Origin of the sequence: Metapseudomonas boanensis (assembly GCF_018704125.1) — a bacterium.
GTDB lineage: Bacteria > Pseudomonadota > Gammaproteobacteria > Pseudomonadales > Pseudomonadaceae > Metapseudomonas > Metapseudomonas boanensis.
This window is the reverse complement of record NZ_JAGTIS010000002.1, coordinates 474,882-500,451: the sequence shown is the minus strand read 5'-3', so window position 1 is coordinate 500,451 and position 25,570 is coordinate 474,882. Positions and strand designations below refer to the sequence as shown.

The following is a 25,570-nucleotide window of genomic DNA, read 5'->3' as shown; positions in this document are numbered from 1 at the left end:
CCATGAGCCGGGCGAAGAAGGCACCGACCCTGCGACTCGACGCTGAGCAGACCCAAGGCGCCGTGCTGGCGATCAAGCGTTTCATGGCGGACCGCTTCGAGTTGGAGCTGGGCTCCTTCGAGGCTGAGGAACTCCTGGATTTCTTCGCTCAGGAGTTCGCGCCGCATTTCTACAACAAGGCGATTTCCGATGTGCAGGCGCACCTGAAAGACAGGTTCGAAAGCATCGAAAGCGACTTGTGGGCGCTCGAGAAGAGCTGAGCGCCGATCCCGATATCACTGACTTCGAACAGGTTGAACCGATGCTGATTATCCCCGCTATCGATCTGAAGGACGGCGCCTGCGTGCGTCTGCGCCAGGGCCGTATGGAAGATTCCACCGTGTTCTCCGACGACCCGGTGAGCATGGCCGCCAAGTGGGTGGAGGGCGGCTGCCGTCGCCTGCACCTGGTGGACTTGAACGGCGCTTTCGAAGGCCAGCCGGTCAACGGTGAAGTCGTTACCGCCATCGCCAAGCGTTACCCGAACCTGCCGATCCAGATCGGCGGCGGCATCCGCTCGCTGGAAACCATCGAGCACTATGTGCGCGCTGGTGTGAGCTACGTGATCATCGGCACCAAGGCAGTCAAACAACCGGAATTCGTCACCGAGGCGTGCAAGGCGTTCCCCGGCAAGGTGATCGTCGGCCTGGATGCCAAGGACGGGTTCGTCGCCACCGACGGTTGGGCCGAAGTCAGCACCGTGCAGGCGGTCGACCTGGCCAAGCGTTTCGAGGCCGATGGCGTAGCCGCGATCGTCTACACCGACATCGCCAAGGACGGGATGATGCAGGGCTGCAACGTCGAAGCCACCGCCGCCCTGGCCGCTGCCAGCAAGATCCCGGTGATCGCCTCGGGCGGTATCCACAACCTCGGCGATATCGAGAAGCTGCTGGCCGCCAAGGCCCCGGGCATCATCGGTGCCATCACCGGCCGTGCGATCTATGAAGGCACCCTGGACGTCGCTGAGGCCCAGGCTTTCTGCGATAACTACAAGGGTTAACAAGCATGTAGGGTGGGTTAGCCGCGCAGCGGCGTAACCCACCGAAGGAGCCCCGATCAGCGAGGCTGATGGGTATCGCTCCGCTCCGCAGAACGCCGCCCGACCCATCCAACGAGAACACAGTTATGGCACTGGCAAAACGCATCATCCCTTGCCTCGACGTCGACAACGGCCGCGTGGTCAAGGGCGTCAAGTTCGAGAACATCCGCGACGCCGGCGACCCGGTGGAAATCGCCCGTCGTTACGATGAGCAGGGCGCTGACGAGATCACCTTTCTCGACATCACCGCCAGTGTCGACGGCCGCGACACCACCCTGCATACCGTCGAGCGCATGGCCAGCCAGGTGTTTATCCCGCTGACAGTGGGTGGCGGCGTGCGTACCGTGCAGGACATCCGCAACCTGCTCAACGCGGGTGCCGACAAGGTGTCGATCAATACCGCCGCCGTGTTCACCCCTGAGTTCGTGGGCGAGGCCGCGTCGCGCTTCGGCTCACAGTGCATCGTGGTCGCCATCGACGCGAAGAAGGTCTCCGCCCCCGGCGAAACACCGCGCTGGGAAATCTTCACCCATGGCGGGCGCAAGCCCACCGGCCTGGATGCCGTGGCCTGGGCCTCGAAGATGGAAGACCTGGGTGCCGGCGAAATCCTGCTCACCAGCATGGACCAGGATGGCGTCAAGAGCGGTTATGACCTCGGCGTCACCCGCGCTATCTCCGAGGCCGTGGGCATCCCGGTGATCGCCTCTGGCGGCGTCGGCAATCTCGAGCACCTCGCCGCAGGCATTCTCGAAGGCAAGGCCGACGCCGTTCTGGCGGCGAGCATCTTCCACTTCGGTGAGTACACCGTGCCGGAGGCCAAGGCCTACCTGGCCAGCCGTGGCATCGTGGTGCGCTGAGCACGATTCTTGCGTCCCTCTCACCCAGGCTGCGCCGCGTGACGGATTTCGCAGCCTGGGCTGCTGATGCCCGAATCTTGCGCCAGCGAGGTTAAGCTCAGCACATTTCCCATCTCCCCTGGAAGGTAGTCGTAAATGCCGAAACGCTTGCTGCTCGCCCTGGCCGGTACCCTGATGGTGCTCGCTGGCGCGGCTCGTGCCCAAGTGGATGAGAATTACAACGTCGTCCTGCTGACTGAAAACTTCCCGCCGTACAACATGGCAATCAACGGCAAGAACTTTGCCCAGGAAGACAATATCGATGGCATCGCCGTCGACATCGTGCGCGAGATGTTCAAGCGTGCCGGGGTCAAGTACAGCCTGACCCTTCGCTTCCCCTGGGATCGTATCTACAAGCTGGCGCTGGAAAAGCCGGGTTATGGCGTGTTCGTGACCGCGCGGCTGCCAGAGCGTGAGCAGTCCTTCAAGTGGGTCGGCCCGATCGGTCCGGACGACTGGATCCTGCTGGCGCGCGGCGATAGCCCGATCAGCCTGGCCAGCCTCGAAGAAGCCCGGAAGTACAAGATCGGCGCCTACAAGGGCGATGCCATTGCCGAATACCTCGCCCAGCAGAAGCTGGAACCCATCACGGCGCTGCGCGATCAGGAAAACGCCAGGAAGCTGGAGAAGGGCCAGATCGATCTCTGGGCCACGGGCGACCCGGCTGGACGCTACCTGGCCAAGCAAGAAGGTGTTGCCGGCCTGAAGACCGTACTGCGCTTCAACCAGGCCGAGCTGTACCTGGCGCTGAACAAGGACGTGCCGGATGCGGTTGTCCAGAAGCTGCAGGCCGCGCTCGACCAGATGCGCAGCGAAGGTTTCGTCGACGAGATTCTCAATAGCTATCTGTAAGACCCCAGCGACCGGCCACAAGCCGGTCGCTTGCCATGGAAGGCAGGACGGATCGTGTCGTACGTCTGTGGGCTCCGGCCCATGCAGGGACGCCGCTAGCCACAATCACAAATCCAAGCGAGCGGTATGACAATGCAGAAGTTGTTACAACGTGCCCTGACCGTGGGCCTGATGTGCTTCGCCTTTGGGGCCCGCGCTGAGTTGCCGGCCGACTACAAGGTGGTGTTGCTCACCGAGAATTTCCCGCCCTTCAACATGGCGGTGGACGACAAGAACTTCGCCCGCGATGACGGTATCGACGGTATCAGTGCGGATATCGTGCGCGAGATGTTCAAGCGGGCCGGCGTCAATTACAGCCTGACGCTGCGCTTTCCCTGGGACCGCCTCTATCGCCTGACCCTGGACAAGCCGAACTACGGCCTGTTCTCGACCACCTTCACCGCCGAGCGTCAACCGCTGTTCAAATGGGTTGGTCCGATCGCCAAGACCGGCTGGGTACTCCTGGCGGCACCGGGCAACAACCTCAGCGTCAAGGACCTGAAGAGTGCCGCGCAATACCGCATCGGTGCCTATAAGAACGATGCGGTCAGCCAGCACCTGGAGAGCCAGGGCATCGCACCACAGAACGCGCTGCGCGACCAGGAGAACGTGAAGAAGCTGCTCAAGGGGCAGATCGACCTGTGGGCCACCACCGATCCGGTTGGGCGTTACCTGGCCAAGCAGGAAGGTGTCAGCGGTCTGCAGACGGTGCTGCGCTTCAACGAAGCGGAGCTGTACCTGGCCTTCAACAAAGACACCCCGGACGAGGTGATCGAGCGCCTGCAGAAAGCGTTGGACCAGATGCGCAGCGAAGGCTTCGTCGACGACGTCACGCAGAACTATCTCTGAGCAACTCCGCTCTCCCTCAGGGAGAGGGCTGGGGGTGAGGGAAGTCCGAGCCTGCTCGGAGCTCGGAGCTCGGAGCTCGGAGCTTGGAGGGCAGACCTTCGGCCTGCTTTCGCGAATGAATTCGCCCCCACGAGAAATGCGCCCGGTGGCGTGGATTAATCCCCTCTCCCTCTGGGAGAGGGTCGGGGTGAGGGATGCCCCTCGCTCCTACAAGGAATGCAGCCACTTGCAACGCTTAACGCGGACAGAGCTAATTCATTCGTCCCCACAAGGAACTGTCCTGCCCCTACAACTGATTCCTGTAAACCCCGCCCTTGCCATGGGCCGCCATGGCACGGTTGCCGCGCAGGGCGATGAGCATTTCCACGTCGATCAGTTCGATGCCCTGCGCGCGTAATCGCGGCAACTCGCGTTCCAGCAGTTCAAGGGTCGCCGGGTAAGGATGGCCGATCATCACGGCTGAACCCTGCTTGCGTGCCAGCTTCAGTCCGGCGGCGAATTGTGAAGCGATGGCCGCAGGGCTGGGGTCGTCGTCCAGGAAAATATCCCGCGAGAGGCTGGCCAGGCCGATCTTCTGAGCTTCGGCGGCCGCCACGGTTGTGGCGCTGGTGCGGCTGTCGATGAAGAACCGGTGCTGTTGCTGGAGCGTTTTCATCAGCCAGGCCATGGCTGGACGCTGCGACGTCATGCGGCTGCCCATATGGTTATTCAGGCCGCGCGCGTGGGGGACGCGTTGCAGGGCTGCTTCCAGGCGGTGCTGCAGTTCCTCGATGGTCAGTTGCGGATGCCAGGCGTATGGGCCGTCGGCCGGGTCCATCGGCAGGTGCAGCATTACGGTCTTGCCGGCGGCGTAGGTGGCTTCGGCCAGCTCAAAGGCGTGGGGCGTGTCCGGGATTATGGCGAGGGCAACTGGACCGGGCAGGGCGAGAACGCGGCGGTCGCGTGTCGGCGTTTGCCCGAGGTCGTCGATGATCAGGGCGATGCGCGCCGGTGGGTTCGGCGGGCTGGTCTGTTCGACCGCCAGACAGTTCCCGGCTGCCAGCACGCCAAACCACAGCGTCAGCAGCCAGGTTCTGCAGCGCACTTCAGTTCTCGCGAGTGACGTTCAGGCCTTTCAGCAGGTTCAGGGCCTGGCTCAACTGGTAGTCGTCGTCCTGCGGGCGCGGCTGCTTGCTCTGCACCTTGTCCGCGCTGGGGCGATCTGCACCGCCATTGCCATTGCCGAGGTGACCGGCAAGATCGGCTTCCTTGAAGTTTTCGCCGTCCTGTTCACGGGTCACCTTGGCGCGCGTCACCTCGATGTCGGGCACGATGCCCTGGGCCTGGATGGAACGGCCGTTCGGGGTGTAGTAGAGCGCAGTGGTCAGCTTCAGCGCACGGTCGTTGTTCAGCGGCAGCACGGTCTGCACCGAGCCTTTGCCAAAGCTGTCGGTACCCATGAGCACGCCACGCTTGTGGTCCTGCAGGGCGCCGGCAACGATCTCCGCGGCCGATGCACTACCGCCGTTGATCAGCACGACCAGCGGCACGCCCTCGCTGGCGTCGGCCGGGTCGGCGGAGAAGCGCAGTTCGGAGTTGGCGATGCGGCCCTTGGTGTAGACGATCAGGCCTTTCCTGAGGAAGTGGTCGGAGACTTCGACCGCGGCCTGCAGTACCCCGCCGGGGTTGTTGCGCAGGTCGAGGACGAGGCCACTGAGTTTCTTGTTGCCGTTTTCCTTGCGCAGCTTGGCCAGCGCCTTGCCGACCTCTTCGCCGGTGTTGACCTGGAACTGGGTGATGCGCAGGTAGCCGTAGGTGTTGTCGAGCAGTTGGCTCTTCACGCTCTTGACCTTGATCACCGCGCGGGTCAGTTTCACGTCGAACGGCTGGCCGCCGTCGCGCACGAGGGTCAGGACGATGCTGCTGCCGGCTTTGCCGCGCATCTTGTCCACCGCTTCCATCAGCGAGATGCCCTTGGTGGGCTGGCCGTCGATCTTCACGATCAGGTCGCCGGGCTGGATGCCGGCCTTGGACGCCGGAGTGTCGTCGATGGGCGAGACGACCTTGACGAAGCCGTCCTCGGCGCCCACTTCGATACCCAGGCCGCCGAACTCGCCGCTGGTGCTTTCCTGCAGCTCCTGGAAATCTTCCGGCTCCAGGTAGGCCGAGTGCGGGTCGAGGTTGCTAAGCATGCCCTTGATGGCATTTTCCAGCAGGGTTTTGTCATCCACCGGCTCGACGTAGGCGGATTTGATCCGGTCGAGGACCTCGGCGAAGGTGCGCAGCTCATCCAGGGGCAAGGGCGCCTTGCCGCTCACCGCTGGCGCGGGAGGGGGTGCCGGCTCCCCGGCGGCCATGGAGTACTGAGCGCCGCCAAGCAGCACGAGCGCCATGGCCAGGGGTGTGAGGCGGGACAGATGCGGCATGCGAACTAACTCCTGCTGAATGAGGTGGCGCTTATCCTTGCGCTCGGCACCACTGTGCCGGGTCGGTTGGGCGGCCCTGTTGGCGAATGGCGAAATAAAGGGCTGGCGTTTCCTGCCCGCCGCTGGCGCCGACGGTCGCGATCGATTCGCCGGCCTTCACCACATCGCCGGCGTTCTTCAGTAAACGTTGATTGTGGCCGTAAAGGCTCAAGTAACCATTGCCATGGTCGAGGATGACCAGCAGGCCGGCGCCACGCAACCAGTCCGCGAAAACCACGCGGCCACCGTGCACGGCGCGTACCTGGCTACCGGCGGGAGCGCCGATCATTACGCCATCCCATTTGGTCCGCGAGTCGCCGCCGCGGGCTGAGCCAAAGCGGGCCACCAGGCGGCCATCCACCGGCCAGGGCAACTGGCCGCGGGCCTTGGCGAAGGGGCCGCCGAAGTTGCCGCCGGTGCTGGAAACCAGCGGGCCGCTGGTCGAGGGCTTCGAGCCGGATGGCTGTTCACGCAGCTGGCGCTGTTGTTCGGCAAGGGCGCGTTTGCGTGCTTCTTCGGCTTCGCGCGCTTCCCTGGCCTGGCGGGCCAGGGTCTCTTCGATGGTCTTGAGTACCTTGGCCAGGTCGGCCTGTTCTTCCTGGCGCGACTTGAGCGAGCGGTCGCGTTCGCCGAGGTCCTTGTTGAGCTTGGCCAGTGCCAGTTGGCGCTCCTTGCGTAGTTCGGCGAGCTGCTCTCGACGACCTTCCAGAGCGCTTTTCTGCTCGTTGAGCTGGTTTTGCTGATCGACGATGTCGCGCTCGACGTTGCTCAGCTGGCGCAAGGTTTCATTGAAGGCGTTGAGCTGCTCCAGGCGGGCCTGGCTCAGGTAGTCGTAATAGGTGAGGGTGCGGGCGAACTTCTCGGGGTGCTGCTGGTTGAGCAGCAGTTTGACGTACTCCTGACGCCCGCTCTGGTAAGCCGCACGGGCCTGGATAGCGATCAGTCGCTGCTGTTCAAGGCGCGCGTCCTGGAGTTTTTTTTTCTCCTCGTTCATGCGCCTGACTTCGCCTTCGCTCTTTTCGAGCTCCTGCTGCAGCTCCTTCACTTGCTGCTCCAGGTTGCCCATTTCCGTCTCGGACTTCTTCAGTTCCTGCTGGACACCGGATTTTTCCTGTTGGATTTGCTGCAGCAGTTTTTTCAGCTCGGCAATGTCCTTCTCGGCTTGCTGGAGCTGTTGCTGGGTTTCGGCGCGCTGGTCGGCCATGACCGGACCGATCAGGCTGACAAGAACTGCGAGTGTGAGGGCGCGAAACATGGGGCAGGCGGCACCTGGGGAAAGGACTGGCCTAGTATGCCCGTCGCGCACGGCAAAAAAAACGCCCCGGGCCGAGGCTTCGGGGCGTTTCCTGATGACACGCGTGGAATTCGCGCGGTCGGCGTCGCTTATTTCAGTTCGATGATGCTCTTGCCGGTCATTTCCGCAGGTATCGGCAGGCCCATGAGGGTCAGCATGGTCGGTGCCACGTCCGCCAGCACGCCGCCTTCACGCAGGCTCACGGCGCGCTTGCCGACATAGATGAAGGGCACGGGCTCACAGGTATGGGCGGTGTGTGCCTGGCCGGTGACTTCGTCTTCCATCTGCTCGACATTGCCGTGGTCGGCGGTGATCAGCGCTTCGCCACCAACCTTGTCCAGTGCGGTGACGATGCGGCCCATGCAGGTGTCCAGGCATTCCACGGCCTTGACCGCAGCTGCGAAGACACCGGTGTGGCCGACCATGTCGCCATTGGCGTAGTTCACCATGATGACGTCGTAGCGCTGGTTCTCGATGGCGTCGACGATCTTGTCGGTGACCTCGGGAGCGCTCATCTCAGGCTGCAGGTCATAGGTCGCGACCTTGGGCGAAGGAATGAGGATGCGCTCTTCGCCTTCGAAGGGCTCTTCGCGGCCGCCGGAGAAAAAGAAGGTCACGTGGGCGTACTTCTCGGTCTCGGCGATGCGCAGCTGGGTCTTGCCGTTCTTGGCCAGGTATTCGCCCAGGACGTTGTTCAGGGGCTCCGGCTTGAAGGCGCTGGGGGCCGGAATGTTCGCGGCGTACTGGGTCAGCATGACGTAGCCGGCCATCTTGAGCTCGCGCTGGCGCGGGAACTCCCTGAAGCCTGGCTCGACGAAGGCGCGCGACAGTTCGCGGGCACGGTCGGCGCGGAAGTTCATGAAGATCACGGCGTCGCCGTCTTCCACTTTCACGGCCTCGCCGATGCGAGTGGCCTTGACGAACTCGTCACTCTCGCCGCGCTCGTAGGCGGCGGCCAGGCCTTCGGTGGCGCTGGTGGCGGTGAACTCCGCCTGGCCTTCGGTAATGAGGTTGTAGGCAGCTTCCACGCGGTCCCAGCGATTATCGCGGTCCATGGCGTAGTAACGGCCGATCAGGCTGGCGATGCGGCCTTTGCCCAGGCGGGCGAACGTCTCATCCAGCAGCTTGATGGAGGGTTCGGCGCTCTTTGGGGGGGTATCGCGGCCATCGAGGAAGGCATGCAGGTAGATCTTCTCGGCACCGCGCTGGGCGGCCAGCTCGGCCATGGCAACCAGGTGATCCTGGTGGCTGTGCACGCCGCCTTCAGACAGCAGCCCCATGAAGTGTACGGCCTTGCCGGCGGCGACGGCCTTATCCACAGCTCCGGTGATCTCGGGGTTGGTAAAGAACTCGCCATCGCGGATCGCCTTGGTCACACGGGTGAAGTCCTGGTAAACCACGCGGCCGGCGCCGAGGTTCATGTGGCCGACCTCGGAGTTGCCCATCTGCCCGTCCGGCAGACCCACGTCCATGCCCGAGCCGGAGATCAGCCCGTGGGGCTGAGTGGCGCGCAGGCGGTCGTAGACCGGCGTGTTCGCCGCAAGGATAGCGTTGTACTTGGGGCTGTCACTGTGACCGAAACCGTCCAGGATGATCAGGACAAGGGGTTTTGGCGTGGCTGTCATAAGTCCGACTCGTCTGCGGCAAAGGGAAGAGGATTAGTCCGGTGGGGCCCCGGAAAAGGTCCGGCATTTTACGGTCAAGTTCCGCTGGCGTCACCGCTGGACGGGGTTTGGCCGACCTGTGGGGCTGTGTATACTGGCCAGCATTTTACCGTCCCGGAATCCACTGATGCTGCCCCATTTGATTGAATTTGCCACTAACCACTATGTACTGAGTGGATCGTTCGTCGTGCTGTTGGTGCTGCTGCTGCTCCATGAGATGCGCCGTGGCGGCCGTAGTGTCAGCCCTCGTGAGTTGACGGCGATGGTCAACGGTGGCCAGGCCGTGGTGCTGGACGTACGTGCCGGCAAGGATTTTTCCAGCGGCCACATCGTCGACGCCCTGAATATCCCCTACGAGAAGCTGACCAGCCGCATCGCCGAGCTGGAGAAGCACAAGGCAAAGGCCATCATCGTGGTCGACGCCATGGGCCAGCATGCAGGCACCGTCTGCAGCGAGCTGAAAAAGGCCGGTTACAACGCCCTCAAGCTGTCCGGCGGCATCGGCAGCTGGCGTGGCGACAACCTGCCGCTGGTGAAGTGAGATGGCTGAAATCGTCGTCTATTCGAGCGCCTGGTGTCCTTACTGCATCCGTGCAAAGCATCTGCTGGACAGCAAGGGCGTCAAGTACGAAGAAATCAGCGTCGATGGCAACCCCGCAGTTCGCGCCGAGATGACCCGCAAGGCGGGGCGTACTTCGGTGCCGCAGATCTGGATCGGTCAGACCCATGTGGGCGGCTGTGATGATCTGTACGCCCTGGAGCGCGCCGGCAAGCTCGACGCCTTGCTCCAGGCCCGAGCCCAAACGGAAACGCACTAGAACAAGGCATGACCATGACCGAACAAGCGACCAACGGCGCCGCACAAGGCTCCCAGACCCCTCAGTTCTCCCTGCAGCGCATCTACGTGCGTGACCTCTCCTTCGAAGCTCCGAAGAGCCCGGAAATCTTCCGCCAGGAGTGGTCGCCGAGCGTTTCCCTGGACCTCAATACCCGTCAAAAGGCGTTGGATGGCGACTTCCACGAAGTGGTGCTGACCCTCTCCGTCACCGTGAAGAACGGCGAAGAGACCGCCTTCATCGCTGAAGTCCAGCAGGCCGGCATCTTCCTCATCAAGGGTCTCGATGCCGCTTCGATGAGCCACACCCTCGGCGCCTTCTGCCCGAACATCCTGTTCCCGTACGCCCGTGAAACTCTGGACAGCCTGGTTGTCCGTGGCTCCTTCCCGGCGCTGATGCTTTCCCCGGTGAACTTCGATGCGCTCTACGCGCAGGAACTGGCGCGCATGCAGGCCGCCGGTGAAGTCCCCGCCCAGGCCTGACCCTTCAGCCTGACGAAAAAGCGCCCTTCGGGGCGCTTTTTCTTTGTCCGGGTGAACGCTGCCGGGGCGGAGCATCGTGGGGGCTTGGAGGCAGCCCTGTGGGCTGCGTAGCGAATGAATGGACGCTTTCTTTGCCAGGGGTTGCAATGGGATGCATCTCCCGTAGGAACGGGCTTGCTCGCGAAAAGTCCGATTCGCGAGCAAGCTCGCTCCTACAAGGCTCTCGGTCCGGTTCGCGAGCAAGAATCCGGCGTCCCCCCCTCGATCCTGCAAGGCTCTCAATCCGGCCGTTGATGACGGGCAACAGCCAACGCAGACAGAGCCCATCCATTCGCCCCACGGAGAAGCCGGTCGCTCTTCTCCTGTATCGAGGCTCAATCCAGGCTGAAACCCTGCTGCCGCCAGGCTTCGTAGACGGCGACGGCTACGGTGTTGGAGAGGTTCAGGCTGCGGCACCCTGGGCGCATGGGTAGGCGCAGGCGCTGCTCGGGTGGCAGGCTCTCGCGGACTTCTTCTGGCAGGCCGCGGCTTTCCGGGCCGAAGAGAAAGGCGTCACCAGGCTGATATTCGACCTCATGGAAGAGTCGCGTGCCTTTGGTGGTAAAGGCGAACACGCGCGGTTGGCCAAGGCTTTCCAGGCAGGTGGCGAGGTCGGGGTAGCGGCGCAGTGTGGCGTACTCGTGGTAATCGAGGCCCGCCCGGCGCAGGCGCTTGTCGTCCAGTTCGAACCCCAGGGGTTCGATCAGGTGAAGATGGCAGCCGGAATTGGCGCATAGCCTGATAATGTTGCCGGTATTTGGCGGAATTTCCGGTTGAAACAGGATGACGTGGAACATGCATGGCCCCGAGCCCGAAGACGGTCGGCATTCTACTCCTGATGAGGACCCACGGCCGCGCCTGTGGCCGCGCTTTTTGCTGTCGCTTGCTCTTCTTGGCCTGTTGGTAGGCCTGATGATTGGCCGCCTGACGTCGCCGGAGCCCGCGCAGCTCAAGGTGATCGAGGTGCATCCGGATGCCTTGGTGTTGTGGTTCGAGGGCGAGCCAGAGGTTCGTGAAGCGGCGTTGGAAGGTGCCTATGCCGTCTGGTTGGGTGCCGAAGGCGAGGCAGCGAAAGGTCGACTGCGCATGGGCAGTGCCCTTGTGAGCTGGCACCTGCAGGCCTCCCAGGGCGGGATGCTGCTCCGGTTCGTGTCCGTGCGTGGTGTGCGTGGAGGCTGGCAACTGGATGAGCGCGAGGGCCGCTGGCGCCTGGCTGTCGAGTTGCGGGAGGAATAAGAGAGGGGTTCCCCTGGCCTGCCTGTACCAAGGGCCCCCGAAACGTGGTCGCCTGAGCTTGCTTGCGATGCCGTTCTGCATGCGCCCCGTTGCCGGGGCCGGGCGGCTGGGGTGCAAGCGCGCCTGCGAATAAAAGAGGGGATTCCCCGGCCTGCCTGTACCAAGGCCCCCTGAAGGGTGGTCGCCCGCTGTTGCCGGCGATGCTGTTCTGCATGCGGCCCCGTTGCCGGGGCTTGGCGGCTGGAGTGCCAGCGCGCCTGTGAATAAAAGAGGGGATTCCCCGGCCTGCCTGTACCAAGGCCCCCTGAAGGGTGATCGCCCGCGGTTGCCGGCGACGCTGTTCTGCATGCGGCCCCCCGTTGCCGGGGGGCTGGCGGCTGGACTGCCAGCGCGCCTGTGAATAAAAGAGGGGATTCCCCGGCCTGCCTGTACCAAGGCCCCCTGAAACCTGGTCGCCAGCCTGGGCTGGCGTCGCTGTCTTGCTCCGGCCCCTGTGGGCCGTGGCGGCTGTGGGTCAGCCTGCCTGCATAAGAGTGGGGATTCCCCGGCCTGCCTGTACCGGGGGCCCCAAAATCGCTGTTGTCTGGACTAATGCAGAGGGCGTGCCAGTTTTTTGGAAATTGGCCAGAAGAGAGCATGGCTACCGCTGGAGGCCACGTTTTCCGGGGGATTGCGGGTTTCTCAGGAAACTCGACGGGCGTTTTTTATGGAAAAAGGAGCTGCTTGCAGGGATGCACTTGGGGCACTTTTTTGAGGCGAAGGTGGTTGTGGGGCACCACGGCGGGACTTTTGCGGAATCCAGGATACGGAACTTGTCTTCGTCGGAACGGGTTCATTCGCTCTGTGTTGGCTGTCACTGGACGACAGCCCGAGAGCGCAGGTGCCTGTAGGAGCCAGCTTGCTGGCGAAAGGGTCCGCATTCGCTAGCAAGAACTCGGCATCCCCATGCTCCTACAAGGGATTGCAGGGCCTCCAACTCTTAACGCGGACATTGCTGGATCATTCGTGAATGGGCCGCAAAGCCGCCCCAATACAGCCAATAAAAACCCCGCCGAAGCGGGGTCTGGAGAGCGAGGAAGGGCGCTTAGCCCTCGTCGCCTTCATCATCGTCGGCCCCATCCACCTTCATGCCCAGTTCCTTGATCTTGCGGGTGAGGGTGTTGCGGCCCCAGCCAAGCAGCACGGCGGCGTCACGACGGCGGCCGGCGGTGTGCTTCAGGGCGGTCTCGATCATGATGCGTTCGAAGGAAGGCACGGCGCTGTCCAGCAAGCTCGACTGGCCGCGAGCGAGGGCCTGGTCGGCCCATTGGCGCAGGGACTGTTCCCAGTTGGTAGCCGGGGTGGCGTCCTGCGGCTGGACGAGCAATTCGGGCGGCAAGTCGTCGACATGCACCTCCCGGCCCGAGGCCATCACCGTGATCCAGCGGCAGGTGTTTTCCAGCTGGCGCACGTTGCCCGGCCAGGGCAGGTGCTTGAGGTAGTCCTCGGTCTCGTTCTTCAGCAGTTTCGGCTCGACCGCGAGTTCCTGGGCGGCGCGAGCGAGGAAGTGCCGGGCGAGCGCCGGAATGTCTTCGCGGCGGTCGGAAAGCCGCGGGATATGGATGCGGATGACATTCAGGCGATGGAACAGGTCTTCGCGGAACTTGCCAGCCTGAACCAGGTTCTCCAGGTTCTGGTGGGTGGCTGCGATGATGCGTACGTCGACCTTGACCGGCGTATGGCCGCCGACCCGGTAGAACTCGCCGTCGGCCAGCACGCGCAGCAGGCGGGTCTGGGTATCGGCCGGCATGTCGCCGATTTCGTCGAGGAACAAGGTGCCGCCATCGGCCTGCTCGAAGCGGCCACGGCGCTGGTTGGCGGCGCCGGTGAAGGCGCCTTTCTCATGGCCGAACAGCTCGGACTCCATCAGGTCCTTCGGAATGGCCGCCATGTTCAGGGCGATGAAGGGCGATGCCGCGCGCGGGCTATGGCGGTGCAGGGCATGTGCGACCAGTTCCTTGCCGGTACCGGATTCGCCATTGATCAGCACGGTGATGTTGGAGTGGCTGAGGCGGCCGATGGCGCGGAACACCTCCTGCATGGCCGGCGCCTCGCCGATGATCTCGGGCGTGCGTGCCTGGCTGGCCGGCGCTTCGAGGCCTTGCTGCTCCTGGGCGTGCTGGAAGGCACGCTTGACCAGGGAGACGGCTTCGTCGACGTCGAACGGCTTGGGCAGGTACTCGAAGGCACCGCCCTGATAGGAGGCCACTGCGCTATCCAGGTCGGAGTGGGCGGTCATGATGATGACCGGCAGACGCGGATGCAGATCGCGGATCTGCGCCAGCAGGTCGAGGCCACTGACGCCCGGCATGCGGATGTCGGAGATGATCACGTCCGGCTGCTGCCGGCTCAGGCGCCCCAAGACGCTGTCGGCGCTCTCGAAACTCTGGGTGGTCATGCCTTCCTGTTGCAGGGCCTTTTCCAGGACCCAACGGATGGAACGGTCGTCGTCGACGATCCAGACTGTTTCACTGCGACTCATGACGAAGTGGCTCCTTTGTCCAGCGGCAGGAAGATCGAGAACACGGTGTGGCCAGGATGGCTCTCGCACTCGATCAGGCCCTGGTGCTGACTGATGATGTTCTGGGCAATGGCCAGGCCGAGTCCGGTGCCGTCCGGCCGTCCGCTGACCATGGGATAGAAAATGGTTTCCTGAAGCTCGGCCGGGATGCCGGGGCCGTTGTCGATGATCTCGACCTTGGTGACCAGGCGGTGCCGGGTGTGGCCGATGGTGAACTGGCGCAGGGTGCGTGAGCGCAGGGTGATGCGACCGAGGCGCAACTCGTTCTGTCCGGAGATGGCCTGCATGGCGTTGCGCACAATGTTGAGTACGGCCTGGATCATCTGCTCGCGATCGATCAGCAGGTCGGGGATGCTCGGGTCGTAGTCGCGCACCAGATTGATACAGCCCTGGCTTTCCGCCTCCACCAGGCTGCAGACGCGCTCCAGCACTTCATGGATGTTGGTCATTGCCAGCTGCGGCAGCTTGTTCGAGCCAAGCATGCGGTCCACCAGGTTCCGCAGTCGGTCGGCCTCTTCGATGATGACGTTGGTGTAGTCCTTCAGGTGCTCCTCGGGCAGCTCGCGCGACAGCAGTTGCGCCGCGCCGCGGATCCCGCCGAGCGGATTCTTGATCTCGTGGGCCAGGCCACGTACCAGCAGCTTGGTGGTTTCCTGCTTGGAGAGTTGGGCCTCTTCCTTGGTGATGCGCAGCAGGCGGTCACGCGGGTGTACCTCGAGCAGTAGCAGGGTCGCGCCGCGATTGAGGATGGGCGTTACCGCGTAATCCACCGTCAGGGTCTGGCCGGAGAGCGAGGTGACCTGGGCTTCACGCTTGGTGAAGGGGTGCGCCTGTTCGACCGCCTGGCGCAGCGAGGCGAGGGCCTCGGGCGATTCGGTGAACAACTCACTGATGAACTGGCCGTGGCTGCGCTGTCCGCTGACGGCCAGCAGCATTTCCGCTGCGGGGTTCATGTACTCGAGGCGCAGGTCGGCGTCGAGCAGAATCACCGCAGTGGTGAGGTTGTCGAGCAGAAGGCGGTGCAGGGCGTCGTCGATGGTCATGGCTTCGGCGCTCGTGGTGATGAGTTACAAAATGCAAGAAGCAAACCAAAGCCCTGAAAAGTCGCGCTAAAACATGGTTTTTGCGGGTCCTGGCTACCTTTCAGCGCAAAAGGTCGGGACGCGAATGAACCAATTTGGGGAGAGTATAGAAAGAGGTGCAGGCTTGTGCACCATCGTGGTGCGCAAGCGGGGTCGATTACAGGAAGGGTAGGAGGCTGTCTTCTTCTTCGGGCTTGTCCTTGAGCGGGCATTCCGGGCGCACGCCGTAATCATTCTTCTTGCACGGCTTGATCATGCGCTTCTGGGCCAACGAGATGCGCGCGATGTGGACCGGCTGGCTGGGGGTTCGCTCAACCGTACGTCCCAGGTCGTCGACGATTTCCACAGCCAGTTGATGAGTGCCGCGATCCAGGTTCTTCAGCGGGAAGACCGGGCTGCGGCCCGGTTCGCCCATGGACTGGCCGTCCAGCAGCAGCCGGTAGTTGTGCCCCTGGTGCAGGCCGGGCTCGCTAACGGCTGTGACGATCAGGTTGCCCTCGCCATCGCGGATCGTGGCATCGGGCTCCGGAACCAGGATGCGCAGAAGCTGATAGCCGAGTTCTCGAGGGATGGGTGCCTGCACCATCGGTGGTGGGGCTGCCGGCGATGTCGGGGACATGGCGTTGGAAGGCGCCAGCTCGATGCGTTGGGCGTCGCCGGGCTTGGGACGGTCAGTGAAGACTCGGTTCCCCTCTTCGTCGACGTAGGTGTAGACCTCGGCCAGCACGGGCTGGCCCAGCAGGAGAAGGGCGAGAAGCAGGAGTCGGGTCATCGGTCAATTGTTCTGGCGGGGCGTCGGGGTCGGCGGGCGCAGCGCCGGGCTGCTGGTGCTGACCCGCTGAACGGTGAACGTGACCGGCGGGCTGCTCTGCACCACGATGGTGCCGCTCAGTACGTCCACGGAAAGGCTGTGCTCGCCGCGGTCAATATTGACCAGTTGCAGGCGCGGTGCGTTGGTGGCCTGGCCATAGGGCTGACCATTCAGGCGCAGACGCAGGCTATGGCCGGGTTGCAAGTTGGGTTCCAGGCGTACGCCGACGCTGAAGGTGCCGTTGTTGGCGCGCAGGGCCTCCGCGTCGGGGATGTTGGTCAGTTCGAGCACCTGATAGGCGACCCTGCTTTCGGCCTCGCTGGGGGGGCTGACCGGCGCGCTGGGCGGCTGCGCCTGGATCGCATTGGTCGGCGCCAGCTCCACCCGTTCGCTGGCGGTGCCATCCGGTGGCTGGTTGGTGAACACCGTGTTGCCGTTGGCGTCGGTGTATTTGTAGATCTGTGCCGCGGCTGGCAGGGCCAGGACCAGCAGCAGGCTGGCGAGCAGGGGTCGCATCGCACGATCTCCATTCTTGCAGTCCTGCTAAGCCTTGCATTGGCGGGGCCGGCTGGCAAGCGTGGTGCGGTGTGGTTGTGCAGCCGAGCAACAATACGGCTAAGGCCTTGGACTTGGTGTGGGCGAATTCATTGGCTATGAACCTTGTAGGAGCGAGCAAGCTCGCTCCTACAAGAGATGCATCCCGTTGCACCACCAAACGAGGGCAGAGCCAATGAATTCGCCCTCAAAGCAAAGAGCCCAACAAGGGAGTTCCATAAGAATGAAAAAGGCCTCCCGAAGGAGGCCTCTCAATCATGCCGCTTGCGCGGTGACAACTGGATCAGACGCTGTAGTACAGGTCGTATTCCAGCGGGTGCACGAAGGTGCGCACCTTGATTTCTTCTTCGCTCTTCAGCTCGATGTAGGCATCGATGAAGTCGTCGCTGAACACGCCGCCCTTGGTCAGGAACGCACGGCCCTTGTCCAGTTCTTCCAGCGCCTCTTTCAGGCTGCCGCAAACCTGCGGGATTTCCTTCGCCTCTTCCGGCGGCAGGTCGTACAGGTTCTTGTCGGCGGCATCGCCAGGATGGATCTTGTTCTGGATGCCATCCAGACCAGCCATCAGCAGCGCGGCGAAGCACAGGTACGGGTTGGCAGCCGGGTCCGGGAAACGCGCTTCAATACGACGGGCTTTCGGGCTGTTCACGTACGGGATACGGATCGAGGCGGAGCGGTTGCGGGCGGAGTAGGCCAGCATTACCGGAGCTTCGAAGCCAGGCACCAGACGCTTGTAGGAGTTGGTAGCCGGGTTGGTGAAGCCGTTCAGGGCCTTACCGTGCTTGATGATGCCGCCGATGAAGTACAGGGCGGTATCGGACAGGCCGGCATAGCCTTCGCCAGCGAAGGTGTTCTTGCCATCTTTGGAGATGGACATGTGAACGTGCATGCCCGAGCCGTTGTCGCCGTACAGCGGCTTCGGCATGAAGGTCACGGTCTTGCCGTAGGCGTCGGCGACGTTGTGCACGCAGTACTTCAGGGTCTGAACTTCGTCAGCCTTGGCAACCAGGGTGTTGAACTTCACGCCGATTTCGTTCTGGCCGGCAGTCGCCACTTCGTGGTGGTGAACTTCGACGACCAGGCCCATTTCTTCCAGTGCGTTGCACATGGCGGTACGGATTTCGTGGTCGTGGTCGACCGGCGGTACCGGGAAGTAGCCGCCCTTGACGCCCGGACGGTGGCCTTTGTTGCCGCCTTCGATGTCAGCGTCGGTGTTCCAGGACGCCTGCTCGGAGTAGATCTTGAACATGGAGCCGGAGATGTCCGACTTGAACTTCACTTCGTCGAAGATGAAGAACTCGGGCTCCGGGCCTACGAATACGGTGTCACCGATACCGGTGGTCTTCAGGTATTCCTCGGCGCGGCGGGCGATGGCGCGCGGGTCGCGGTCGTAGCCTTGCATGGTGCTCGGCTCGATGATGTCGCAGACCAGGATCAGGGTCGGCTCTTCGGTGAACGGATCGAGCACGGCGGTGGCGTCGTCCGGCAGCAGGATCATGTCGGAGGCTTCGATGCCTTTCCAGCCTTCGATGGAGGAGCCGTCGAACATCTTGCCGTGTTCGAAGAAATCGTCATCCGCGTCACGGGCCGGCATGGTCACGTGCTGTTGCTTGCCTTTGGTATCGGTGAAGCGCAGATCAATCCACTTCACGTCGTGTTCTTTAATCAGTTGAAGCGACTTCGACATGTTGTCCTCCAGGTGGACGGGGGCTGGAACCTTAGCCCCCATAGAAAATTTGGGGTGAAGCCGGAGCGGGATAGTCCGCCAGGGCGACCTGCCTCACAAGAGAGCAAATTGCGTGCCAGTGCCCCGGAATGGGCTGAAGCCCCAAAACTCAAGCACGGCGGGGGCTCTGGTGATTTCTGGCGGCTTTTTGCGCACTGTTTTCGTGCCCATCATGGTGCGTGCGCTCCATTGTGGTGCACAAAGAATCCTGTTGAATGATTTTGGTCAAAGCTTGAACAATTTCCGCTATAATCCGCGCCCCTCTTTTTCGGCTGCCGCAGCAAGCGCTGTTTTCATGAAACTCATCGTCAAAGTCTTCCCGGAAATCACCATCAAGAGCCGGCCGGTGCGCAAGCATTTCATCCGCCAGCTCTCGAAGAACATCCGCTCTGTCCTGAAAGACCTGGACCCTGAGCTGGTGGTGACCGGCGTTTGGGACAACCTCGAAGTCGAGACCCGGCAGACCGAGCCGAAGCTGCTGCGCGAGATGATCGAACGCCTGACCTGCACCCCGGGTATCACCCACTTCCTCGAAGTGCATGAGTACCCGCTGGGCGACTTCGACGATGTGCTGGAAAAGTGCAAGCTGCACTACGCCGACCAGCTGCCCGGCAAGATCTTCGCGGTGCGCTGCAAGCGTGCGGGCAAGCACACCTTTACTTCCATGGAGCTGGAGCGCCACGTCGGCAGCCGCCTGCGCCAGGAGTGTAACGCCGCCGGCATTTCGCTGAAGAAGCCGGAGGTGGAAGTGCGGATGGAGGTGCGCGACCAGCGCCTGTTCGTCATCCACCACCAGCACAATGGCATCGGCGGCTACCCGCTGGGCTCGCTGGAGCAGACCCTGGTGCTGATGTCCGGCGGTTTCGACTCCACCGTTGCTGCCTACCAGATGATGCGTCGCGGCCTGATGACCCACTTCTGCTTCTTCAACCTGGGCGGCCGTGCACACGAATTGGGCGTGATGGAAGTTGCCCACTATCTGTGGGAGAAGTTCGGCCGCTCCCAGCGTGTGCTGTTCATCAGTGTGCCCTTCGAGGAAGTGGTGGGCGAGATCCTCAGCAAGGTCGACAACAGCCAGATGGGTGTGGTGCTCAAGCGTATGATGCTGCGCGCCTCCACGCACATGGCCAAGCAACTGCACATCGATGCGCTGGTCACCGGCGAGGCCATTTCCCAGGTCTCCAGCCAGACCCTGCCCAACCTGTCGGTGATCGACTCGGCCACCGACATGCTGGTGCTGCGCCCGCTGATCGCCAGCCACAAGCAGGACATCATCGACATCGCCACCCAGATCGGTACTGCCGAGTTCGCCAAACACATGCCCGAGTACTGCGGCGTGATTTCGGTGAATCCGACCACCAAGGCGAAGCCGGGCCGCATCGAACACGAGGAAGAACAGTTCGACATGGCCATCCTCGAGCGCGCCCTGGAGCGCGCCCGCCTGGTACCGATCGACCGCGTGATCGACGAGCTCGGCCAGGACCTGAAGGTGGAAGAAGTGGCCGAGGCCCTGCCGGGGCAGATCGTCCTCGACATCCGCCATCCCGATGCCCAGGAAGACGCTCCCCTGGAGCTGCCCGGGATCGAGGTCCAGGCGCTGCCGTTCTACGCGGTGAACAATCGCTTCAAGGAACTGGACGCCAACCGCCAGTACCTACTTTATTGCGACAAAGGCGTCATGAGCCGCCTGCATGCTCATCACCTGCTCAGCGAGGGGCATGCGAATGTGCGCGTTTATCGCCCGGCTTAAACAGCCCGGCCTGTTCGGCGGCAGCATCCGCCATCGCCCTCCCGACGGGCTGGCCGGCTGACCTGTTTCATTCATATCGGCCGCCTAGACATTGCGGCACAACGAATCCTCTGATCGAGATACAAACGTGATCGAAAATCTTCGTAACATCGCCATCATCGCCCACGTCGACCATGGCAAGACCACTCTCGTAGACAAGCTCCTGAAGCTGTCCGGCACCCTCGACCGCAAAGAAGCGGAAAGCGAGCGCGTGATGGACTCCAACGACCAGGAAAAAGAGCGCGGCATCACCATCCTGGCGAAGAACACCGCCATCAAGTGGAACGGCTACAACATCAACATCGTCGACACCCCCGGCCACGCCGACTTCGGTGGCGAGGTTGAGCGCGTAATGTCGATGGTCGACTCCGTACTGCTGGTGGTGGACGCCCAGGACGGCCCCATGCCGCAGACCCGCTTCGTGACCCAGAAGGCGTTCAAGGCCGGCCTGCGTCCGATCGTCGTGGTGAACAAGATCGACCGTCCGGGCGCGCGTCCTGACTGGGTCATCGACCAGATCTTCGACCTGTTCGACAACCTCGGCGCCACCGACGAGCAACTGGACTTCCCGATCGTCTACGCCAGCGCCCTGAACGGCATTGCCGGTATGGACCACGAGAAGATGGACGACAACATGGACGCCCTGTTCCAGGCGATCATCGACCACGTCCCGGCTCCGGTGGTGGACGTCGACGGCCCGTTCCAGATGCAAATCTCCCAGCTGGACTACAACAGCTTCCTCGGCGTGATCGGCATTGGCCGCATCGCCCGCGGCAAGATCAAGTCCAACACCCCGGTGGTGTCCATCGACGCTGAAGGCAACAAGCGCAATGGTCGCATCCTGAAGATCATGGGCCACTCCGGCCTGCAGCGCGTCGAAGTGCCTGAAGCCGAAGCCGGCGATATCGTTTGCGTCAGCGGCATGGACGAGCTGTACATCTCCGACACCCTGTGCGACCCGACCGCCGTCGAAGCCCTGCCGCCGCTGACCGTCGACCAGCCGACCGTGAGCATGACCTTCCAGGTCAACGACTCGCCGTTTGCCGGCAAGGAAGGCAAGTTCGTCACCAGCCGCAACATCAAGGACCGTCTGGAGAAGGAACTGCTGCACAACGTCGCCCTGCGCGTCGAAGCGGGCGAATCCGCCGAGAAGTTCAAAGTCTCCGGCCGTGGTGAGCTGCACCTCTCCGTACTGATCGAAACCATGCGTCGCGAAGGCTTCGAAATGGCCGTTGGCCGTCCGGAAGTGGTGATCATCGAGAAGGATGGCGAGAAGCAAGAGCCCTACGAGAACGTCACCATCGATATCGAAGAGCAGCACCAGGGCTCGGTGATGGAGCAGATGGGTCTGCGCAAGGGCGATCTGACCAACATGATCCCCGACGGCAAGGGCCGCGTCCGTCTGGAGTACACCATCCCGGCGCGTGGTCTGATCGGCTTCCGTAACAACTTCCTGACCCTGACCTCGGGTACCGGCATCCTGACCTCGACCTTCAGCCACTATGGCCCGATCAAGGCTGGCGAAGTCACCAACCGTCAGAACGGCGTACTGGTCTCCATGGCCACTGGCACCGCACTGACCTACTCGCTGGAAACCCTGCAGAGCCGTGGCAAGCTGTTCCTCGGCCCAGGCGACGAAATCTACGAAGGCCAGCTGTGTGGCATCAACAGCCGTGACAACGACCTGGTGATCAACCCCACCAAGGGCAAGAAGCTCGACAACATGCGCGCCTCCGGCAAGGATGAAGTCATCGCCCTGGTTCCGCCGATCCGCTTCACCCTGGAACAGGCACTGGAATTCATCGCCGACGACGAGCTGGTGGAAGTGACTCCGAAGTCCATCCGTCTGCGCAAGAAAATGCTGAACGAGAACGACCGCAAGCGCTACGAGCGCAGCAAGGTCTGATCCTCGCGCAGTAACTGAAGAGCCCCCGTCGGAGCGATCCGGCGGGGGCTTTTTCTTTGGTCCGCACCTCCGCGCGGCGGGGGCGAGGGGCTTCCGACCAACACCGGACCACGCAGGTCCGCCGCCCGTTAGGTGCGCTGTGCGCACCAGGCCTTGCTTGCGGATCACCCGGCGTCAGGCGTGGGCATTGGATCTGCTGTGTCGGGTGGGCTTCAACCCACCAGAAGCTCTTCAGACACCTAATCAGGAAATTTCCATCTGACTGTTCGGAGCGCGCTGACATACCCCTTTTCGTCCCTTCGGTGTTTGATCAATGCCGTATAGCGAAACCCGATGTGGCTTGCTCTGTGTGATCCAGACTTGTCCCAGCGCCTTGGGGCTGGAGCAGATCCTAGCGTAGAGCGTCTTGATCGATTCCCAGGCGCCCTTTCTCGTGCGGTACAGGTCGCGGTTACGAATCCTCCCTACGTAGTGCCAGCCTTTGGCCTCGACAGCCTGGAACCAGGGGCGCCGGAAGCCCGCATCCGTCACCAATACCGGGGTGCAGTCAGCGGGCAGCATGGCTTCCAGGGCGTTCAGGAGCTGACCTTGCCGCACAGGGCAGCCTTCTTGCTCATGGATGCTTTCAACGATCGGAAAGGCGCGAACGGCCAGCGGAATGGACGCTCATAACAGGTACAAATTCGAAGCGGCATTGATTGGCGACCAGTCCACCAGAATCACTGGTTGCTCCAGTTCTCCAATCAAAGCCCGAAACATCTTCCAGTAAAACAGCGGTCGTTCGACTTGCAGTTGCCGATTACCGAGCAGGCGATCGGCACGTTTGATCGAGTGCTTGACGTGTGCTGTACCTGGCATGGCTCTGCCCAGACCCGTCAAGGTCAGACGCCGACCGTGAAGCAGAGCGGCAACGCCGCTCATCAAGGCAGTCAGTCGCTTGGAATGGATCGTTGGGAGTGCTTGGGAAAATGCCCTGTGCAAAAATCGGACGACCTGCATGAGTCTCGGGGTGGTAGGTGTGTTTGGCGACTACCAAACTGCCCTACTCATGCAGACCATTCAATCTATCTGATTAATTCTGCTGGTTATTTTGTGTGGATTCCTCAGGGCAGAGTTATTTTTCCTACTCTAATTCCCTCAGCCAAAGCTTCTCCCTTTTCGGCGAGGGGCCTTTTCATTCACACCCGCAACTGCGCCAGTCGCCGCCAGGACGGCAAGTTACTCAGCGAGCCATCATGGTTCTCCGCCAGAAAGCCCGGCAGGGCGCGAATCGGCAGTCAGGCCTCGCCTTGCTACTTAAGCGCGCCGATGCGGCGGTCGGCCCAGGACAGATTTATTTTCCCTACTCTAATTTTTCGGTGACGTTCGCTCCACGCCAGCCCCGGGCGCTGATTGCGTAGTCGAAAGCAACCCGAAGCTGATCCGCCTGCGTTGGCTCCGGCCTATCAGTGACTGGAAGCGTGGCAGCTACGAGATGGTGCGTTTTGAGTTCGTTAGCAGCAGCGTGACGAACTTTTCACGCCAATGAAGTCATATTCCCTGTCTTTCAATCAGCAGTGGGCCGTTTGGCTACTGATGCAGGTTCATATGAAGTGTGATGCGATAATGACCAGGGAAAGCCGATTCGACTGGGCGGGGCTGGGTTGGCTGTTTCTATTTTTCTGGTATTTCTCAGGCGTGACCCAACTGCTGATCCAGGTGACGGGGACCAGCGGATTCACGGGTTTTCGCCAGGCGTTTCTGCTCAGCGGTCTGTGGCTGATTCCGGTGCTGCTGTTCCCCCGCCGCACGCGGGGTATCGCCGCCGGGCTCGGCGCGATGCTATGGCTGGCTTCTCTGCCGGCCTTTGGTTACTTCCTGGTGTACGGGCAGGAATTCTCGCAAAGCGTGATCTTCATCCTATTCGAGTCGAACGTGGCCGAGGGGGCGGAATATCTTTCCCAATACTTCGCTTGGTGGATGGTGCCGGCGTTCCTTGCCTATGCGCTGGGCGCCGCGTTCCTCTGGGCGCGCGTGCGTCCTGTCTATCTGCCACGGGGCAGGGCTGTGGCTGTCAGCATCGCGCTGGCGGCTGCGCTGGTTGGGTACCCGCTGGTCAAGCAGGGGCTCGGCAATGAAACCTTCGAGGCCGCCCGCGACAGCTTCGAGAAGCGCATGGAACCGGCCGTGCCGTGGCAATTGCTGGTGGGCTATCGGCAGTACAGTCAGCAGTTGGCGAACATGCATGAACTGCTGGAGGGCAACGCACAGATCGCGCCCCTGGGCAACTTCAAGGATGAGAATGCCGGCCTGCCGGCAACGCTGGTGCTGGTGATCGGTGAATCAACCAACCGCCAGCGCATGAGTCTGTATGGCTATCCGCGCAAGACCACGCCGAACCTGGACCGCATCCGTGATCAGCTGCAGGTGTTCGACAACGTCATTACGCCGCGCCCCTACACCATCGAGGCGCTGCAGCAGGTGCTGACCTTTGCCGACGAGCAGAATCCGGACCGCTACCTGACCAAACCGTCGCTGCTGAACATGATGAGGCAGGCCGGTTACAAGACTTACTGGATCACCAACCAGCAGACCCTGACCAAGCGCAATACCATGCTCACGACCTTCTCCAAGCAGGCGGATGAGCAGTTCTACCTGAACAACAACCGCAACCAGAACGCCCGTCAGTACGACGGTGATGTGCTGGCGCCGTTCGAGAAAGTGCTGGCCGATTCGGCGCCGCGCAAGTTCATCGTGGTGCACCTGCTGGGTACGCACATGAGCTACCAGTACCGCTATCCGCCGGAGTTCGAGCACTTCACCGACCGCCAGGGCGCTCCGGCCAATGTCACTGACGACCAGTTGCCCACCTACAACAGCTACGACAATGCGGTGCTGTACAACGACCACGTGGTGTCCAGCCTGATCGAGCGGTTTTCTGGCAGCCGAGCCAATGGCTTCCTGATGTACCTGTCCGACCATGGTGAGGCGGTGTTCGATCCGCAGCAGCCTGAGGTATTGGGGCGCAACGAGGCGGCGCCGACGGCCCCCATGTACACCATCCCCTTCATTCTCTGGAGTTCCGAGCAATGGAAGGCCAGTCACCCGCAGCCTCTCGCGACCAGCCTGGGCCGCCCTTATAGCAGCTCCAGCTTCATCCATACCTGGGCTGACCTTTCCGGCCTGAGCTTCGAGGGCTTCGATGCCACTCGCAGCATCGTGAACGCAGAGTTCAAGGCGCGTCCGTTGCTGATCGGCAACCCGCACCAGCCGAAGGCAATGATCGACTTCAGCCTGATCAAGCCGAAATCTGCCGAGGGCGACATGGAAGTGGTCAGCGGCGATCACGAATCGATTGGCAGGAAGGCTCCGCCGGGTTGACCGCGAGGGCGTTTTTGTCTGTAGTTCGCCTGCGCCGCAGCGAAGCGCCCCCTCTCAACTCCCCTTGCAAGG

At 62.4% G+C, this 25,570-nt stretch carries 22 protein-coding genes and 1 pseudogene; 12 read left to right on the top strand and 11 right to left on the bottom strand.

What is annotated here, in order from left to right; translation table 11 throughout:
* The first annotated feature begins 2 nt into the window (after positions 1-2).
* The 5 genes from J7302_RS06335 to J7302_RS06315 all read left to right on the top strand — a co-directional run bounded on the left by J7302_RS06335 (position 3) and on the right by J7302_RS06315 (position 3,714).
* Complete coding sequence (locus J7302_RS06335) at positions 3-260, top strand: DUF2164 domain-containing protein (RefSeq protein WP_215371937.1); 258 nt, start codon at positions 3-5, stop codon at positions 258-260.
* Positions 261-301: 41 nt separating this feature from the next.
* Entirely contained in the window at positions 302-1,039 is a 738-nt protein-coding gene (hisA, locus tag J7302_RS06330; protein WP_215371935.1) for a 1-(5-phosphoribosyl)-5-[(5-phosphoribosylamino)methylideneamino]imidazole-4-carboxamide isomerase, read from the top strand.
* 125 nt (positions 1,040-1,164) lie between these two features.
* Positions 1,165-1,935 (top strand): imidazole glycerol phosphate synthase subunit HisF, encoded by a 771-nt coding sequence (hisF, locus tag J7302_RS06325; RefSeq protein WP_215371933.1) that lies wholly within the window; start codon positions 1,165-1,167, stop codon positions 1,933-1,935.
* A gap of 135 nt (positions 1,936-2,070) precedes the next feature.
* Positions 2,071-2,826: a substrate-binding periplasmic protein gene (locus tag J7302_RS06320; RefSeq protein ID WP_215371930.1), complete on the top strand. Its 756-nt coding sequence runs from the start codon at positions 2,071-2,073 to the stop codon at positions 2,824-2,826.
* Positions 2,827-2,958: 132 nt separating this feature from the next.
* Positions 2,959-3,714, top strand: a complete 756-nt coding sequence (locus J7302_RS06315) for a substrate-binding periplasmic protein (protein ID WP_215371928.1) — start codon at positions 2,959-2,961, stop codon at positions 3,712-3,714.
* A gap of 286 nt (positions 3,715-4,000) precedes the next feature.
* Here J7302_RS06315 and J7302_RS06310 read toward each other — a convergent pair whose 3' ends face one another.
* From J7302_RS06310 to gpmI, 4 genes are all read right to left on the bottom strand, one after another.
* Positions 4,001-4,798 (bottom strand): divergent polysaccharide deacetylase family protein, encoded by a 798-nt coding sequence (locus J7302_RS06310; RefSeq protein ID WP_215371926.1) that lies wholly within the window; start codon positions 4,796-4,798, stop codon positions 4,001-4,003.
* Position 4,799: 1 nt separating this feature from the next.
* Positions 4,800-6,119 carry a S41 family peptidase gene (locus J7302_RS06305; protein WP_215371924.1) on the bottom strand — a complete coding sequence of 440 codons (1,320 nt, stop codon included), beginning with the start codon at positions 6,117-6,119 and terminating at the stop codon, positions 4,800-4,802.
* Positions 6,120-6,150: 31 nt separating this feature from the next.
* Complete coding sequence (locus tag J7302_RS06300; protein ID WP_215371922.1) at positions 6,151-7,413, bottom strand: murein hydrolase activator EnvC family protein; 1,263 nt, start codon at positions 7,411-7,413, stop codon at positions 6,151-6,153.
* Positions 7,414-7,541: 128 nt separating this feature from the next.
* Positions 7,542-9,077, bottom strand: a complete 1,536-nt coding sequence (gene gpmI, locus J7302_RS06295) for a 2,3-bisphosphoglycerate-independent phosphoglycerate mutase (RefSeq protein WP_215371919.1) — start codon at positions 9,075-9,077, stop codon at positions 7,542-7,544.
* 166 nt (positions 9,078-9,243) lie between these two features.
* Here gpmI and J7302_RS06290 point away from each other — a divergent pair, with 166 nt between their 5' ends.
* From J7302_RS06290 to secB, 3 genes are read left to right on the top strand one after another with little or no spacing between them, the layout of a single operon-like run.
* Positions 9,244-9,657 (top strand): rhodanese-like domain-containing protein, encoded by a 414-nt coding sequence (locus J7302_RS06290; protein WP_215371917.1) that lies wholly within the window; start codon positions 9,244-9,246, stop codon positions 9,655-9,657.
* Between the two features lies 1 nt (position 9,658).
* Positions 9,659-9,934, top strand: a complete 276-nt coding sequence (gene grxC, locus J7302_RS06285) for a glutaredoxin 3 (RefSeq protein WP_215371915.1) — start codon at positions 9,659-9,661, stop codon at positions 9,932-9,934.
* 14 nt (positions 9,935-9,948) lie between these two features.
* Entirely contained in the window at positions 9,949-10,434 is a 486-nt protein-coding gene (gene secB / locus J7302_RS06280) for a protein-export chaperone SecB (RefSeq protein WP_215371912.1), read from the top strand.
* A 374-nt stretch (positions 10,435-10,808) separates the two neighbouring features.
* Here the strand turns inward: secB and J7302_RS06275 are convergent, their stop codons facing one another.
* Positions 10,809-11,270, bottom strand: coding sequence for a tRNA (cytidine(34)-2'-O)-methyltransferase (locus J7302_RS06275; protein WP_215371910.1), 462 nt, complete (start codon positions 11,268-11,270; stop codon positions 10,809-10,811).
* Between J7302_RS06275 and J7302_RS06270 the strand changes: the two genes are divergently transcribed.
* On the top strand, positions 11,269-11,709 hold the full coding sequence (locus tag J7302_RS06270; RefSeq protein ID WP_215371908.1) for a hypothetical protein: 441 nt from the start codon (positions 11,269-11,271) through the stop codon (positions 11,707-11,709). The genes J7302_RS06275 and J7302_RS06270 overlap by 2 nt on opposite strands.
* Before the next feature lie 1,084 nt (positions 11,710-12,793).
* On the opposite strand, the gene ntrC is transcribed toward J7302_RS06270, so the two are convergent.
* The 5 genes from ntrC to glnA all read right to left on the bottom strand — a co-directional run bounded on the left by ntrC (position 12,794) and on the right by glnA (position 18,404).
* Positions 12,794-14,230, bottom strand: coding sequence for a nitrogen regulation protein NR(I) (gene ntrC / locus J7302_RS06265; protein WP_215371906.1), 1,437 nt, complete (start codon positions 14,228-14,230; stop codon positions 12,794-12,796).
* Positions 14,227-15,312, bottom strand: coding sequence for a nitrogen regulation protein NR(II) (gene glnL / locus J7302_RS06260; RefSeq protein ID WP_215371904.1), 1,086 nt, complete (start codon positions 15,310-15,312; stop codon positions 14,227-14,229). The genes ntrC and glnL overlap by 4 nt, the downstream gene beginning before the upstream one ends.
* A 196-nt stretch (positions 15,313-15,508) precedes the next feature.
* Positions 15,509-16,123, bottom strand: a complete 615-nt coding sequence (locus tag J7302_RS06255; RefSeq protein ID WP_215371902.1) for a DUF4124 domain-containing protein — start codon at positions 16,121-16,123, stop codon at positions 15,509-15,511.
* 3 nt (positions 16,124-16,126) lie between these two features.
* Positions 16,127-16,678: a DUF4124 domain-containing protein gene (locus J7302_RS06250; protein ID WP_215371899.1), complete on the bottom strand. Its 552-nt coding sequence runs from the start codon at positions 16,676-16,678 to the stop codon at positions 16,127-16,129.
* A gap of 322 nt (positions 16,679-17,000) precedes the next feature.
* Positions 17,001-18,404 carry a glutamate--ammonia ligase gene (gene glnA / locus J7302_RS06245; protein ID WP_215371897.1) on the bottom strand — a complete coding sequence of 468 codons (1,404 nt, stop codon included), beginning with the start codon at positions 18,402-18,404 and terminating at the stop codon, positions 17,001-17,003.
* A gap of 334 nt (positions 18,405-18,738) precedes the next feature.
* On the opposite strand from glnA, the gene thiI reads away from it, so the two are divergent.
* Positions 18,739-20,193 carry a tRNA uracil 4-sulfurtransferase ThiI gene (gene thiI, locus J7302_RS06240; protein ID WP_215371895.1) on the top strand — a complete coding sequence of 485 codons (1,455 nt, stop codon included), beginning with the start codon at positions 18,739-18,741 and terminating at the stop codon, positions 20,191-20,193.
* Positions 20,194-20,320: 127 nt separating this feature from the next.
* Entirely contained in the window at positions 20,321-22,138 is a 1,818-nt protein-coding gene (gene typA, locus J7302_RS06235; protein ID WP_215371892.1) for a translational GTPase TypA, read from the top strand.
* A gap of 288 nt (positions 22,139-22,426) precedes the next feature.
* Here the strand turns inward: typA and J7302_RS26410 are convergent.
* Positions 22,427-23,137, bottom strand: a pseudogene (locus J7302_RS26410) (IS4 family transposase); the annotation flags it as partial.
* Between the two features lie 588 nt (positions 23,138-23,725).
* Here J7302_RS26410 and cptA point away from each other — a divergent pair.
* Positions 23,726-25,498 (top strand): phosphoethanolamine transferase CptA, encoded by a 1,773-nt coding sequence (gene cptA, locus J7302_RS06220; RefSeq protein ID WP_215371883.1) that lies wholly within the window; start codon positions 23,726-23,728, stop codon positions 25,496-25,498.
* Positions 25,499-25,570: the final 72 nt, after the last annotated feature.